The sequence below is a fragment of the Geodermatophilus sp. CPCC 205506 genome (genome assembly GCF_051383635.1).
Lineage (GTDB): Bacteria > Actinomycetota > Actinomycetes > Mycobacteriales > Geodermatophilaceae > Geodermatophilus.
The window spans coordinates 14,105-27,241 of record NZ_JALPKP010000027.1 but is presented as its reverse complement, the minus strand read 5'-3'; the positions used below and the strand labels follow the sequence as shown (position 1 = coordinate 27,241).

The window sequence follows — 13,137 nt, the reverse complement described above, 5'->3', positions numbered from 1 at the left end:
GCGCGGGGGTGCCCGATCACTCGTCCTGGTCCGCCGCCTGCTGGGCCGCCGACCCGGCCCCCTGGCCCTCGACCGCCGGGGCGGACGGCGTCGTCGGGACGGTCGGCGCAGGCTCCTCGGGCGTGTTGCCGGGCAGGTTCGAGTCCGGCTCGGTTCCGCCGTCCCCGTCACCGGTGTCGCCGTCGGGATTCTCGTCCTCGTCCGAGCCTGGGCCGTTCCCGCCGCTCTGCTGTCCGCCGGTGCCACCCGGGTTGCTGCTGGAGGCGGGCACGCTCGGCGTCGTCGTGGGGGTGTCCTGGGTGGGCGCCGGCTGCTGCTGGTCCTCCGTCGGGGCCGGTTCCTCATCGGCCGGCGGCGTGTAGTCCTCCGGCGCCAGGAAGAGGGTGACCGTGCCGCCGACCGGCACCGGCTGGTTGGCCGGGTCCGACCCGACGACGGCGCCCGCGTCGATCGCGCGGTCCCAGCGGGCGACCTCGTCCTCGGTGGCGTCCCGCGTCTCGACCACGAGGCCGTCCTGCTCCAGGAGCGCGGCGACCTCGTCGCCGTCCCGGCCGACGTAGCTGTCGGTGGCCACCGTGACGGTGCCGGCGGCCGACGACGCGCTGGTCGTGGCGGCGGTGGTGCTCTCGGGAGTGGTCCCCGCGGGGTCGTCGCCCCCGGCCAGCAGGTACCAGACGCCGCCGGCCAGCAGCGCGAGCGCGACCAGGCCGGCGACCAGCCAGCCCCAGCGGCGGTCGTCGGTCGCCCGGTGCCGGCCCTCCCAGGTGCTGTCCTCGTCGTCCGAGGGGCGGCGCAGCGGCGGCATCGTGCCCGGCGCGGTCCCCGGCCCCTGGCCGGCGGCGCCGACCGCGGCCGCCGCGGCGGAGGTCGCGCCCAGCACCTGGGTGCGGCTGTTGTCGCCGTCGGCGAGCAGCTCGGTCGCCGCGGTGGGCGGCTCCGCGGCCTTGGACGTCGGCTGCGGGAACACCGCCCCGGTGCCGGACGTGCCGGCCAGCCCGTTGCCGGCGGCGACGGAGCGGACGGCGGCGGCGAAGGCCGCGCCGTCGGCGAAGCGGTCGGCCGGGTCCTTGGCGAGGGCGCGCTCGATGAGCAGCCGGACGGCGGGCGGCACGGTGGCCGGCAGCGGCGGCGGCGGCCGGTTGATGTGCGCGAGGGCGACGGCGACCTGCGAGGTGCCGTCGAAGGGGCGTCCGCCGGTCAGGCACTCGTAGCCGACGACGCCGAGGGAGTAGACGTCCGACGCCGCGGTGACCTCGAAGCCCTGCGCCTGCTCGGGGGAGAGGTACTGCGCGGTGCCGACCACCATGCCGGTGCGGGTGAGCGGTGTGGCGTCCCGGGCCCGGGCGATGCCGAAGTCGGTCAGCTTCACCACGCCGTCCGGGCGCACGATGAGGTTGCCCGGCTTGATGTCCCGGTGGACGACGCCGGCCTTGTGCGCGGCCGACAGCCCGTCGGCGGCCTGCCCCAGCACGTGCAGCGTCCAGTCGGCCGGGAGCTTGCCCTCCTCGTGGAGGATCGTCACCAGCGGCTTGCCCTCGACCAGCTCCATGACGAGGAACGCCAGCTGCTGACCGGGGAAGCGCTCGTCCTCCGTCGTCTCGCCGTAGTCGTAGACCGAGGCGATGTTGGGGTGGGTGAGCGCCGCGGTGTGCCGGGCCTCGTTGCGGAACCGCGCCACGAAGCTGGGGTCCCCGGTGAACTCGCTGCGCAGCACCTTGGCGGCGACGACGCGGTCGAGCACCCGGTCGCGGGCCCGCCACACCTCACCCATCCCGCCGGTGGCGATCGGGGCGGTGATCTCGTAACGGCCGGCGAGGATCGTGCCGGTGGACAGCGCCATCAGCCCTGCCCCTCCAGGTAGGCCTGCATGACCTCACGCGCGATGGGGGCGGACACGTCCCCACCCGTACCCCCGCCGTTGGCGACGAAGACCGCGACCGCGATCTGCGGATCCTCGGCGGGGGCGAACCCGATGAACCAGTTGTGGTCGGGCTGGTCGTTGCCCACCTCGGCGGTGCCGGTCTTGCCGGCGACGTCGACCCCCGGGATGCGCGCGGCGCGGCCGGAGCCGTTGGTCACGACGCTGCGCATCATCTCGGTGAGCTGGTCGGCGACCTCGGCGCTGACCGGCCGGCTCAGCTCCTCGGGGTCGGTCTCGTCGATGACGCTGAGGTCGGGGGCGCGCAGCTGGTCGACCAGGTAGGGCGTCATCAGGGAGCCGTCGTTGGCGACCGCGGCGGCGATCATCGCCGCCTGCAGCGGGGTCATCCGCACGTCCTGCTGGCCGATCGAGCTCACGCCGAGCTGGGCGTCGTTCTCGGGGTCGCCCATGCTGCTGCCGGCGACGGTCAGCGGGATCTCCCGCTCCTCGCCGTCCATCCCGAAGGCCTCGGCCATCTCCCGCACGCTGTCCTCACCCAGGTCGATGCCCAGCTGGGCGAAAGCGGTGTTGCAGGAGATCGTGAGCGCGTCGATGAGCGTCTGCTCGCCGGAGCTGCTGCAGCTCGAGCCGCCGAAGTTCTCCAGCTCGGTGGAGGTGCCGGGCAGGGTGAGCACGTCCGGCGCGGGGATCACCGACTCGGGGGTGTACCCCTCCGACAGTGCCGCCGCTGACACGACCACCTTGAACACCGACCCGGGCGGGTAGATCTCGCTGGCGGCCCGGTTCAGCCGCGGGTCCCGCTCGGCCTCGTTGAGCTGGGCCCAGTAGTCGCGGATCCCCTGCGGGTCGTGGCTGGACAGCAGGTTCGGGTCGTAGGTCGGCGTGCTCGCCATGCCGAGCACCGCGCCGGTCGAGGGGTCGAGGGCCACCACGGCGCCGGTCAGCCCCTCGAGCCCGGCCATGGCGGCCTCCTGCACCGCCGGGTCCAGGGTGAGCAGGACGTCCCCGCCGGACGGGTCGCGGCCGGTGAACAGGTCGGCCAGGCGCCGGGCGAACAGCCGGGCGTCGTTGCCGGAGAGCACGTCGTTGGTCGCCCGCTCCATCTGCGAGTTCCCGTACACCAGCGAGTAGTAGCCGGTGACGGCCGCGTACAACTCGCCCTGCGAGTACTGCCGCAGATAGGTGAGCCGGTCGTCGGTGGCCACCGAGGAGGCGACCTCGGTGCCGGCCACCTGGATCGAGCCGCGCTCGCGGTCGTACTCCTCGGAGAGCACGCGGGTGTTCCCGGTGTCGTTGCGCAGCTCCTCCGAGCGCACCACCTGGATGTAGTTGACGTTGATGATCAGCAGCGTGAACAACACGAGCACGCTGATCGCCACCCGGCGCAGGGGCGCGTTCACTGCTTCACGACCTCTGTTGGCGCGTCACCGAGCGCCGGCTTGGGGGGCCCGGCCGGGGCGGCCGGGCGGCGGGCGGCGTCACTGATCCGCACGAGGACGGCGACCAGCACGAAGTTGGCCACCAGGGACGACCCGCCGTAGGCGAGGAACGGCGTGGTGAGACCGGTGAGCGGGAGCAGGCCGGTCACCCCGCCGAGGACGACGAAGACCTGCCAGGCGATGGCGAACGCCAGGCCGGCGGCGAGCAGCTTGCCGAAGGCGTCCCGGACGATCAGCGAGCTGCGCAGGCCGCGCTCGACCAGGATCAGGTAGACGATGATCACCGCGACCAGGCCGAAGAGGCCGAGCTCCTCGCCGATCGCCGCGGCGATGAAGTCGCTCTTGGCCACCGGCACCTGGTCGGGCCGCCCACCGCCCAGGCCGGCGCCGAACAGCCCGCCGGTGCCGAGGCCGAACAGCGACTGGACCAGCTGGTAGCCGGCGCCGTCCCGGTAGTCGAAGGGGCTCAGCCAGACGTCGACGCGCGACTGCACGTGGGCGAAGACCTGGTAGGCGATGAGCGCGGCGCCGGCGAACAGCCCGAGGCCGATGAGCAGCCAGCTGGCCCGCTCGGTGGCCACGTAGAGCATCACCACGAAGATGCCGAACAGCAGCAGCGAGCTGCCGAGGTCCCGCTCGAAGACCAGCACGAGGATCGACATCGCCCAGGCGACGAGCACCGGCCCGAGGTCGCGGGCGCGGGGCAGCTCGAGGCCGGCCACCCGCCGGCTGGCCAGCGCGAGGACGTCGCGCTTGTCGACCAGGTAGGCGGCGAAGAAGACGATCAGGCAGATCTTGGCGAACTCGCCGGGCTGGATGCTGAAGCCGGCGATGCGGATCCAGATCTTCGCGCCGTTGACCTCCGACAGCGACGAGGGCAGCACCGCGGGGATGGCGAGCAGCACCAGGCCGACCAGGGCCAGGGTGTAGGCGAACCGGGAGAGCACCCGGTGGTCGCGCAGCACCACGAGGACGACGACGAACAGCACCACGCCCAGCGTCGCCCACACCAGCTGGACCGGCGCGTCCTCCCGCGTGACCGTGGAGTCCACCTGCTCGGCGGCGAGGTCGAGCCGGTGGATGACGGCCAGACCCAGCCCCACGAGCAGGGCGACGGCGGGCAGCAGCAGCGGGTCGGCGTACGGCGCGAACCGGCGGACGACGAGGTGCGCGACCAGCCACAGCGCGGTGATCCAGGCGCCGAACACCGGGAGCTCCGCCCGCAGCGACCCGGTGATCGTCAGGTCGACGACGGCCTGCGCGGTGAGGGTGATGAGCACGGCGAAGCCGAGCAGCGCCAGCTCGGTGCCGCGCCGCTTGGGCGGGGCGGCACCGGCGGCGGCGCCCCGCGGGTCGGTGGTCGGGCCGGCGGTCACTCCACCTCCCGGCAGTCCACTCCGGGTTCGGGCGTCTGCGTCGTCCGCTCGGCCGTCGGCTCGGCAGCGGTCGGCTCGGCCGGGGTGGTCGGGGTGACGCCCTGGGGCACCTGGCCGTCGGGGGCGGGGACGGGCTGGGTGGCGGACGGGCTCGGCGACGCCGAGACGGCGCTGCCGGCCTCCTCGGCGTCCGGGCACACCGGCAGCCGCTGGTCGCGGAGCATCGCGACGATCCGGTCGGCGTGGTCGGCGTCGTCGGCCTCGATGCCGCGGCGCACCTTGCTCGCGTCGGCCTGGGTGAGGTCGCTGACGGCGAGGTCGGTGACGTCGTCGACCTGGTTGAGGTCCACGCCGAGCAGCGAGGTGTCCAGGCCCCGGAAGACGGTGACCCGCTCCCCGTCGTCGGCCGCCTGGACGCCGACGAACCAGTTGGACAGCAGCCAGAGATAGGCGCCCACCGCGGCGGCGGCCACCAGGAGCACCGCGGCCAGGATCCAGAGCAGCCGGCGCCGGCGACGGCGCGGCGACGGGGCCGACGCCACGGGCGCCGACGGCGGGGGCGAGGTCGGGGGCGGGTCGTGCAGCGCCGCGCGACCGGCCGCCGACCGCGGGTCGACCTCCCGCTGCCCGACGTTGTCGCCGGCCGCGCCGTCCACGACCGGCTCCAGCGGGGTGGCGTGGCCGCCGTCCTCGACGACGTCGGCGACGATCACGGTGATGTTGTCGGGCCCGCCGCTGCGCAGGGCGAGCTCGATCAGCCGGTCGGCCGTCGACTGGGGGTCCGGGTCCTGCAGCGCGTCGGCCAGGGTCTCCTCGCTGACCACGCCGGAGAGCCCGTCGGAGCACAGCAGGTAGCGGTCGCCGGCGCGGGCCTCGCGCATCGACAGGTCGGGGTCGACGTCCTGGCCGTTGAGCGCGCGCAGCAGCAGCGACCGCTGCGGGTGGTGGTTGGCCTCCTCGGGCGTGATCCGCCCGTCGTCGATCAGCGTCTGGACGAACGTGTCGTCGTGCGTGATCTGGGTGAGGACGCCGTCGCGCAGCAGGTAGGCGCGGGAGTCGCCGACGTGGCAGAGCGCCAGCCGGCCGCCGGCGAACAGGACGGCGGTCAGCGTGGTGCCCATGCCCTCGAGCTGGGGCGACTCGCGGATGACCTCGCGCAGGTGCTCGCTGCCGTCGAACACCGCGGCCCGCAGCGCCTGCAGCATGTCGCCCGACGGCGCGTCGTCGTCCAGGTGCTCGAGCGCGGCGATGACCACCTTGCTGGCGACGTCGCCGGCCGCGTGGCCGCCCATGCCGTCGGCGACGGCGAGCAGCCGGGGCCCGGCGTACACCGAGTCCTGGTTGTTGCCGCGGACCAGGCCGCGGTCGGACCGGGCCGCGTAGCGCAGCGCGAGGCTCATCGGGTGGGGCCTCCGGTGGTGCGGCTGCTCCGCAGTTCGGTCATGAACGCAGCTCCAGGGCCGTCTGGCCGATGCGGATCGGCTGGCCCGGGGACACGAGCAGGGGGCCCTGGACGCGCTGCTGGTCCAGGTAGGTGCCGTTGGTCGAGCCGAGGTCCTCGACGTACCACGAGCCGCCGCGGTTGGTCAGCCGCGCGTGGCGGGAGCTGGCGAAGTCGTCGGTGAGGACGAGGGTGGAGTCGTCGGCCCGGCCGATGAGGATCGGCTGGTCGCCCAGGGTGATCTTGGTGCCGCTCAGCGGGCCGGCGGTGACCACCAGCGTCTTCGGTCCGCGGCTCTTCTTCTTGCCGGCCGCGGCCGCGCGTGGCGGCACCGAGGCCACCCGGCCGGCCCGGCCGCCGAAGAGGTCGGCCCGCACCACGCGGAAGGCGGCGAAGATGAACAGCCACAGCAGCAGGAGGAAGCCGAAGCGGAAGATCTGCAGGACGATCTCGGCCGTCACGGCTCGACCCGCCTCACGCGCCGTCCTGCCGGTACACCAGCACGGAGTGGCCGATGCGGATGACGTCGCCGTCGGCCAGCGGCTGCCGGGTGATCCGGCGGCCGTTGACCAGGGTGCCGTTGGTCGAGCCGAGGTCCTCGGCGATCGCGGTGCCGCCGTCGAGGACGACGTCGACGTGCTTGCGGCTCACGCCGGTGTCGGGCAGCCGGATGTCGGCGTCGGTGCCCCGGCCGATGACGTTGCGGCCGGTGGTGAGCTCGTGCCGGGTGCCGGGCCCGTCGACGAGCAGGACGTGGGTGACGCCGGGCTTGGAGCCGGCCCGACCGACGACCGCCGAGGGCACCTGCCGGCCGGTGTCGGTGGCCATGCGGCCGCGCAGCGGAGGCAGCGGCGGGACGCCGCCGGTGGCCGGCGGGGGGAGGACGTCGTTGACGCCGGTGCCCGGCCGGGCCGGGTCGGCGACGTGCGAGCTGACCTCGAAGACGCCGGTGGGCAGGTTCTCGTCCCGCTCGATGCGGACCTGCACCGCGTCGAAGACCTGGTACCCCTCGGTCTCGATGTGCTCGGTCACCATGTCGGCGAGCTGGGCGGCCAGTTGCTCGGACCACTCGGCGAGGTTGTCGTAGTCGGTGGAGCCGAGGCGGACGTCGTAGACGTTGGGGGCCAGGACACGCCCCTCGCCCAGCACCGAACGCTGCTCGTCGGCCTCGCGGGTCAGTGCCTTGGCGATCTCGGCGGGGTGGACCTTGCCCTTGAAGAGGCGGGCGAAGGCAAGCCCGACCATGCCTTCCAGCCGCCGCTCGAAGCGCTGCAGCACACCCACAGTCGCTCCCTTGCGTTCGCGCGGACATCCCGATCTGGCACTGTTGATCGTAGCCGGGTGCGGAGCGGGTGACCGGCCAGCGACCCCACGACGCCCCGGGCGCGCCGGGCCGGCGGGACGCCTCGGCCCCCCGGCCAGGGAGGTCACGGAGGACTGCTACTGTTCTTCCTCGCCAGGGCAAGTGGCGGAATGGCAGACGCGCACGGTTCAGGTCCGTGTGTCCGAAAGGACGTGGGGGTTCAACTCCCCCCTTGCCCACTCAGCAGTGACACGACGGGCGCCCTTCGCGGGGCGCCCGTCCTCGTCGTCGGAGCCGCCTGCCGTTCCCGCGGGAACGGCCGCGGCCGCGGAGGACTGCGGAGGCCGACGACCTGAGCTCCGGGTCCGCCGCGCCCCGGCGTCAGGTCAGCCGGCGGCGCTCGTCGTCGTCGTCCCGGCGGCCGCCGGTGATCGTCTGGGCGAGCAGCACCGCGCCCCAGGGGCCGATGACCCAGATCGGCCACGGGTAGAGCAGCTCGCCCGAGCCGATGGACGTGGCGAGCCAGACGGTCAGCACGATGACCGCCACGGCCAGCCAGTTGCGCCAGGCCGAGTACCTCGAGGGGCCGCCGGCCCAGCCGCCCCAGGAGCCGGCGTGGCTGATGCCGTGCCCGGAGGGCGCCGGCGCGGGCGGCGTGGGCTGGGAGCGGCGCTCGATCGCCGTCGGCAGGTCGGCGGTGAGCTCGGCCAGCTCACCGTAGGTGCGGGCGGCGTAGGCGCGGGCCAGCCGGTCGTCGTACTCGGCGACGGTCAGGCGGCCGGCGGACATGTGCTCGCCGAGCTGGGCGGCGACAGCTGCGCGGTCGACGTCGGCGGCGCGCAGGTGCGGGTCGGGCATCGGGACCTTCCTGGTTCGGGGTGTCCAGTCTCGTCCGTGGCTCCCCGGGCGGTCCACTGACGTCCGTCACCCGTTCCACGTGGAACGCGTCAGGTCCGCTCGGTGCGGCTGAGGCCGCGGCCGGGCCGCCACGAGGAGACGACCAGCGCCGTCTTCTCGTCGTTGAGCGCGACCAGCACCACCTGCTCCACGTCGACCCGGAACAGCTCGAAGGCCCCCAGCTCGGCGGGGACGCCCGCCGCGGCCGCGAACCGGCGGCGTTCCTCGGGGTCGGTGACCTCCGTCGCGCGGCCGGAGAGCTTGGCGTCGGCGGTGAAGGTGTCGGGATCGGCGCTGCCGCCGTGCAGTGCGAAGCGCGGATCGCGGCGCAGGTCGGCGAACTTGACCGACTGCGGCATGCCGGCCAGCCACGGCTCGCCCGCCACGAAGCTCATCTCGATGCCGCTGACCCGCGGCGAGCCGTCGGCCCGCAGCGTCGCGAGGACCTTGTGGCGGTGCGCGTCGAACGCCGCGCGCACCCGGTCGGCGAACTCCGGTTCGGCCGCGGCCACGTCCGCGAAGGTGGACATGGGCGGCATCGTGCACCCGGCCACCGACGGAACGGCAGACCTCAGCGGCCGCTCACGCCCTCCGCGGCCAGGTGCCGGCCGATGACCATCCGCTGGATCTGGTTGGTGCCCTCGAAGATCTGCATGACCTTCGCCTCGCGCATGAACCGCTCGGCGGGGTGGTCGCGGGTGTAGCCGGCACCGCCCAGCACCTGGACGGCGTCGGTGGTGACCTTCATCGCCGCGTCGGTGGCTACCAGCTTGGCGATGCTGGCCTGCCGGGAGTAGGGCTTGCCGGCGTCCTTGCGGCGGGCCGCGACCAGGTAGGTGGCCCGGGCCGACTCGACGGCGGCGGCCATGTCGGCGAGCAGGAACGCGACGCCCTGGTGCTCGACGATCGGGCGGCCGAAGGTCTCCCGCTCGAGGGCGTAGGCGACGGCGAGGTCGAGGGCGGACTGGGCCAGCCCCACCGCCACGGCGCTCACCCCGAGCCGGCCGGAGTCGAGGGCGGCCAGCGCGATGCCCAGGCCCTGGCCGCGGCCGCCCACCAGCCGGTCGGCGGGGACGGGCACGTCGTCGAGGCGGATCGCCGCGGTGGTCGAGCCGGTCAGCCCCATCTTCTCCTCCGGCCGGGCGGCGGAGAACCCGGCCAGGTCGGGGGTGAGGTGGAAGCACGAGATGCCCCGCGGCCCGTCGTCCGGCGTCCGCAGGAAGGTGGAGTAGAAGTCGGCGTGGCCGCCGTGGGTGACCCAGGCCTTCTCGCCGCTGGCCACCCAGCCGTCCGCGCCACCCTTGGCGGCGGCCCGCATGGCCCGCGGGTCGGAGCCGGCGTGCGCCTCGGAGAGGCAGTAGGCGCCCAGCAGCCGGCCGCCGACCATCTCCGGCAGCAGGTCCCGCCGCTGGGCCTCGGTGCCGAACCGGTCGATCGGGAAGCAGGCGAGGGTGTGCACGCTGACGCCGAGGGCGACGCTGGCCCACCGCGCCGCGAGTTCCTCGACGACCTGCAGGTAGACCGCGTAGGGCTGGCCGCCCCCGCCGACGTCCTCGCCGAAGGGCAGGCCGAGCAGCCCGGCCTCGCCCAGCAGCCGGAACACCTCGCGGGGGAAGCGCTCCTCCCGCTCGTACCCGGCGGCCTTCGGCGCCAGTTCGGCGTCGGCGATCTCGCGCGTGAGGGCGAGGAGGTCGGCGGCCTCCTCCGTGGGCAGTTCGCGGTCGACCGGCACCGGCGTCCCTCCGTCGGAAACAGTACCGACGACGATACGTCAGTACTGTTGCCCGTCCAGGGCCATGATGACCCGGGAGGTGCCGTGCCGGTAACGACCACGGGCGCGACGGCCGACCGGCTCACCCGCCGGCAGGCCGAGCTGCTCGACCAGCTGGAGCAGCTGTTCCTCACCGAGGGCTTCGCGCGGTTCACGCTCGAGGACCTCGCCGTCCGGCTGCACTGCTCCAAGAGCACGCTGTACGCGCTGGCCGGCAGCAAGGAGCAGCTCGCCTCCCGGGTGATCCGGCACTTCTTCCGCAAGGCCACCGCCGCCGTGGAGGCGCGGACGGCGACCGAGCAGGACCCCGCGCTGCGGGTCACCGCCTACCTCACCGCGGTGGCGCGGGCCCTCGCCCCGGCCGGCCCGGCGTTCTACCGCGACCTGGACTCCTTCCCGCCGGGCCGGGCGGTCTACGAGCGCAACACCGCCATGGCCGCCGAGCGCGTGCGCGAGCTCATCGACGAGGGCGTGACCCGGGGCCGGTTCCGCGAGGTCCACCCCGCGCTGGTGGCCGACACCGTCTCGACGCTGATGTTCCGGATCGGCCGCGGCGACACCGCGCGGGCCACGGGGCTGGACGACGCCGCCGCGTACCGCGAGCTCGCCGCGCTCCTGCTGCACGGGATCAGCCTGTGAGGGTCGAGCCGGTCGCCTGGGACCACCCCGACGTCCAGCGGCTCACCGCGGCGCAGCAGGTCGAGCTGCGGGCCCGCTACGACGGCGCGGGCGAGCCGGGGACGCCGCCGTCGGCTGCGGACGTGAGCGTCGTCCTGGTCGCCCGCGACCCTGCCGGCACCGCGCTGGCCTGCGGCGCGCTCCGGGCTCTCGACGGCGGCGTCGCGGAGGTCAAGCGGATGTTCGTCGTCCCCTCCGCCCGGGGGCGGGGGCTGTCGAAGGCGGTGCTGGCCGGGTTGGAGGCGGCTGCGCTGGAGCGCGGGTGGACGACGCTGCGCCTGGAGACCGGGCCGCGGCAGCCGGAGGCGATCGCGCTGTACGAGGGCGCGGGATACCGGCCGATCGGGCCCTTCGGCGGCTACGTCGACGCCCCCGAGGCCGCCGGCTCGCTGTTCTACGAGCGGCTGCTCGCCCCCGCCTGACCCGCTGCGGCCCGCCGCGTGCGTGTGGTGGGGTGGGGCCATGAGCGGTGCGTGGCCGGCCACCGAGCCGACCGAGGTCCAGGTGGCGGCGGGGGACGCGCGGCTGGCCGTGGACCTCCGCGGCGGCGGGCCGCGGGCCCTCACCGTCGGCGACTGGGAGGTGCTCGACGGCTATCCGTCCGGCACCGTCCCGGCCGGCCGGCGCGGTGGCCTGCTGCTCCCCTGGCCCAACCGGATCCGCGACGGCCGGTGGAGCTGGCGCGGCCGCACGCTGCAGCTGGACGTCGCCTCGCCGTCGTCCCCCACCGCCTCGCACGGGCTGCTCTCCTGGCAGCCGTTCGCCGTCCTCGAGCAGCGGGACGACGCCGTCACCGTCGGCGCCTCCGTGGAGGCGCGGCCCGGGTACCCGTTCCGGCTGGCCGCGGCGGTCGACTACGCGCTGACCCCCGATCGGCTCACGGTCACCGTGCGGGTGCGCAACGCCGGGGCCGACGCCGCGCCGCTCGGGGTCGGCGTCCACCCGTACCTGGCGGTCGGCTCCACGGCCGAGGGTGACATCGCGGACGCCGAGCTCTCCGTCCCGGCCCGCACCGTCCTCGACACCGAGGACAACCTGCCCACCGGCGGCCGGACGGCCTTCGACGGCGCCGTCGGGCGGATCGGCGACCGCGCGCTCAACCACCCGCTCACCGACCTCGCCCGCGACGCCGACGGCTGGGCCCGGACCCGGCTGCGTGGCCCGGCCGGGGAGCTGGAGCTCGCGGTGGACCGGTCCTGGCCGTGGCTGCAGGTCTACACCGGCGACACGCTCCCCGAGGGCCAGCGGCGCCGCAGCGTCGCCGTCGAGCCGATGAGCTGCCCGCCGAACGCCCTGGCCGACGGGGTGGACGTCGTCGTCCTGGAGCCGGGGGACGTCTGGTCGGGCACCTGGACGCTGGCCTGGACCCGGGAGGTCTGAGTGCGGGTCACCGAGCTGTGGCGCTACCCGGTCAAGTCGTTGCAGGGCGAGCGGCTGGACACCGCCGACGTCGGCGCGCAGGGCCTGCCCGGCGACCGGCAGTGGGCGCTGTTCGACGAGGCCACCGGGCTGGGGCTGACCGCCCGGCGGGTCCCCGACCTGCTGTTCGGGGCGGCCCGGCTGCGCGCCGACGGGGAGGTGGAGGTGGTGCTGCCGGACGGGACGGTCACCGCCGACGACGCCGTCCTCTCGGCCTGGGTCGGCCGGCCGGTGCAGCTGCGGCGGGCCGGTCCGGTGCCGCCGTCCTACGAGAGCCCGGAGGACGACGAGGAGACGACCGGCCGGTGGCGACAGTGGCAGGGCGCCGGCGGCGGGGCGTTCCACGACAGCGCGTCGGCCCGGGTCACCCTGCTCACCACCGGCTCGCTCGGCAGCTGGGACCGGCGGCGGTTCCGCGCCAACGTCGTCCTCGACGGGGCCGGCGAGCAGGACCTGGTCGGGCACCGGGTCGTCGTGGGGGGCGTGCTGCTGGACGTCGGGGTCGCGGTGCCGCGCTGCGTCATGGTCACCCGGCCGCAGCCCGGCGGGATCGGCCGGGACACCGGCGTGCTGAAGACGATCCACCGCGAGCGGGACGGCTTCCTGGCCGTCGGTGCCCTCGTCGCGCGGCCGGGCACCGTGTCGGTGGGGGACGAGCTCTCCCTGGCTGCAGACTGAGCCGGTGCGCACCGTCCAGCTCCGCCCCGGTGAGGACTCCATCCGGCTCGGCCAGCTGCTCAAGCTGGTCGACGCCGTCCCGACCGGCGCCCAGGTGAAGGACGTGCTGCTCACCGGCGCGGTGCGGGTCAACGGCGAGCCCGAGGAGCGGCGCGGCCGGCAGGTCCGCCGGGGCGACGTCGTGTCGATCGAGGGCGGAGAGGACGTCACCGTCGGCTGACAGCCCCGGGAGCATCGCAGCGAGCGCCAGCGA

At 74.9% G+C, this 13,137-nt stretch carries 14 protein-coding genes and 1 tRNA gene; 6 read left to right on the top strand and 9 right to left on the bottom strand.

Annotated elements, in window-relative coordinates; genetic code table 11:
• Positions 1-16: 16 nt before the first annotated feature.
• The 6 genes from MY520_RS16195 to MY520_RS16170 are packed head-to-tail and all read right to left on the bottom strand — an operon-like array spanning position 17 to position 7,422.
• Positions 17-1,840, bottom strand: a complete 1,824-nt coding sequence (locus tag MY520_RS16195) for a serine/threonine protein kinase (protein WP_436693490.1) — start codon at positions 1,838-1,840, stop codon at positions 17-19.
• On the bottom strand, positions 1,840-3,282 hold the full coding sequence (locus tag MY520_RS16190) for a peptidoglycan D,D-transpeptidase FtsI family protein (RefSeq protein ID WP_436693488.1): 1,443 nt from the start codon (positions 3,280-3,282) through the stop codon (positions 1,840-1,842). Before MY520_RS16190 ends, MY520_RS16195 begins: the two co-directional genes overlap by 1 nt.
• The gene (locus MY520_RS16185) at positions 3,279-4,697 is read right to left on the bottom strand and encodes an FtsW/RodA/SpoVE family cell cycle protein (RefSeq protein WP_436693486.1); all 1,419 of its coding nucleotides are present in this window, start codon (positions 4,695-4,697) and stop codon (positions 3,279-3,281) included. The genes MY520_RS16190 and MY520_RS16185 overlap by 4 nt, the downstream gene beginning before the upstream one ends.
• A complete protein-coding gene (locus MY520_RS16180) occupies positions 4,694-6,097 on the bottom strand; it encodes a PP2C family protein-serine/threonine phosphatase (protein WP_436693484.1) in 1,404 nt (467 codons plus the stop codon). The genes MY520_RS16185 and MY520_RS16180 overlap by 4 nt, the downstream gene beginning before the upstream one ends.
• Before the next feature lie 40 nt (positions 6,098-6,137).
• Entirely contained in the window at positions 6,138-6,599 is a 462-nt protein-coding gene (locus tag MY520_RS16175) for an FHA domain-containing protein FhaB/FipA (protein WP_436693482.1), read from the bottom strand.
• A gap of 13 nt (positions 6,600-6,612) precedes the next feature.
• Positions 6,613-7,422 (bottom strand): FhaA domain-containing protein, encoded by an 810-nt coding sequence (locus tag MY520_RS16170; RefSeq protein ID WP_436693480.1) that lies wholly within the window; start codon positions 7,420-7,422, stop codon positions 6,613-6,615.
• A 175-nt stretch (positions 7,423-7,597) separates the two neighbouring features.
• Here MY520_RS16170 and MY520_RS16165 point away from each other — a divergent pair.
• Positions 7,598-7,680: transfer RNA gene (locus MY520_RS16165), tRNA-Leu, on the top strand.
• Positions 7,681-7,822: 142 nt separating this feature from the next.
• Here MY520_RS16165 and MY520_RS16160 read toward each other — a convergent pair.
• The 3 genes from MY520_RS16160 to MY520_RS16150 form a co-directional block, all read right to left on the bottom strand.
• The gene (locus MY520_RS16160) at positions 7,823-8,299 is read right to left on the bottom strand and encodes a DUF1707 SHOCT-like domain-containing protein (RefSeq protein WP_436693478.1); all 477 of its coding nucleotides are present in this window, start codon (positions 8,297-8,299) and stop codon (positions 7,823-7,825) included.
• Positions 8,300-8,388: 89 nt separating this feature from the next.
• Entirely contained in the window at positions 8,389-8,868 is a 480-nt protein-coding gene (locus tag MY520_RS16155; RefSeq protein ID WP_436693476.1) for a pyridoxamine 5'-phosphate oxidase family protein, read from the bottom strand.
• A 41-nt stretch (positions 8,869-8,909) separates the two neighbouring features.
• The gene (locus MY520_RS16150) at positions 8,910-10,070 is read right to left on the bottom strand and encodes an acyl-CoA dehydrogenase family protein (RefSeq protein ID WP_436693474.1); all 1,161 of its coding nucleotides are present in this window, start codon (positions 10,068-10,070) and stop codon (positions 8,910-8,912) included.
• Between the two features lie 84 nt (positions 10,071-10,154).
• On the opposite strand from MY520_RS16150, the gene MY520_RS16145 reads away from it, so the two are divergent.
• Genes MY520_RS16145 through MY520_RS16125 form a run of 5 tightly spaced genes read left to right on the top strand, consistent with a single transcriptional unit; the run spans position 10,155 to position 13,104 of the window.
• Positions 10,155-10,748: a TetR/AcrR family transcriptional regulator gene (locus tag MY520_RS16145; RefSeq protein WP_436693472.1), complete on the top strand. Its 594-nt coding sequence runs from the start codon at positions 10,155-10,157 to the stop codon at positions 10,746-10,748.
• Positions 10,745-11,209 carry a GNAT family N-acetyltransferase gene (locus MY520_RS16140; RefSeq protein WP_436693470.1) on the top strand — a complete coding sequence of 155 codons (465 nt, stop codon included), beginning with the start codon at positions 10,745-10,747 and terminating at the stop codon, positions 11,207-11,209. Before MY520_RS16145 ends, MY520_RS16140 begins: the two co-directional genes overlap by 4 nt.
• A 40-nt stretch (positions 11,210-11,249) precedes the next feature.
• Positions 11,250-12,167 carry an aldose 1-epimerase family protein gene (locus tag MY520_RS16135; protein ID WP_436693468.1) on the top strand — a complete coding sequence of 306 codons (918 nt, stop codon included), beginning with the start codon at positions 11,250-11,252 and terminating at the stop codon, positions 12,165-12,167.
• Positions 12,168-12,884 (top strand): MOSC domain-containing protein, encoded by a 717-nt coding sequence (locus MY520_RS16130; protein WP_436693466.1) that lies wholly within the window; start codon positions 12,168-12,170, stop codon positions 12,882-12,884.
• Positions 12,885-12,888: 4 nt separating this feature from the next.
• Positions 12,889-13,104: an RNA-binding S4 domain-containing protein gene (locus MY520_RS16125; protein WP_436693464.1), complete on the top strand. Its 216-nt coding sequence runs from the start codon at positions 12,889-12,891 to the stop codon at positions 13,102-13,104.
• Positions 13,105-13,137 lie beyond the last annotated feature (33 nt).

Excerpts from the sequence above, each read along its gene's own strand:
- MY520_RS16195 (WP_436693490.1), bottom strand. The coding sequence starts at position 1,840 with ATGGCGCTGTCCACCGGCACGATCCTCGCCGGCCGTTACGAGATCACC.
- MY520_RS16180 (WP_436693484.1), bottom strand. The coding sequence starts at position 6,097 with ATGAGCCTCGCGCTGCGCTACGCGGCCCGGTCCGACCGCGGCCTGGTC.
- MY520_RS16160 (WP_436693478.1), bottom strand. The coding sequence starts at position 8,299 with ATGCCCGACCCGCACCTGCGCGCCGCCGACGTCGACCGCGCAGCTGTC.
- MY520_RS16155 (WP_436693476.1), bottom strand. The coding sequence starts at position 8,868 with ATGTCCACCTTCGCGGACGTGGCCGCGGCCGAACCGGAGTTCGCCGAC.
- MY520_RS16135 (WP_436693468.1), top strand. The coding sequence starts at position 11,250 with ATGAGCGGTGCGTGGCCGGCCACCGAGCCGACCGAGGTCCAGGTGGCG.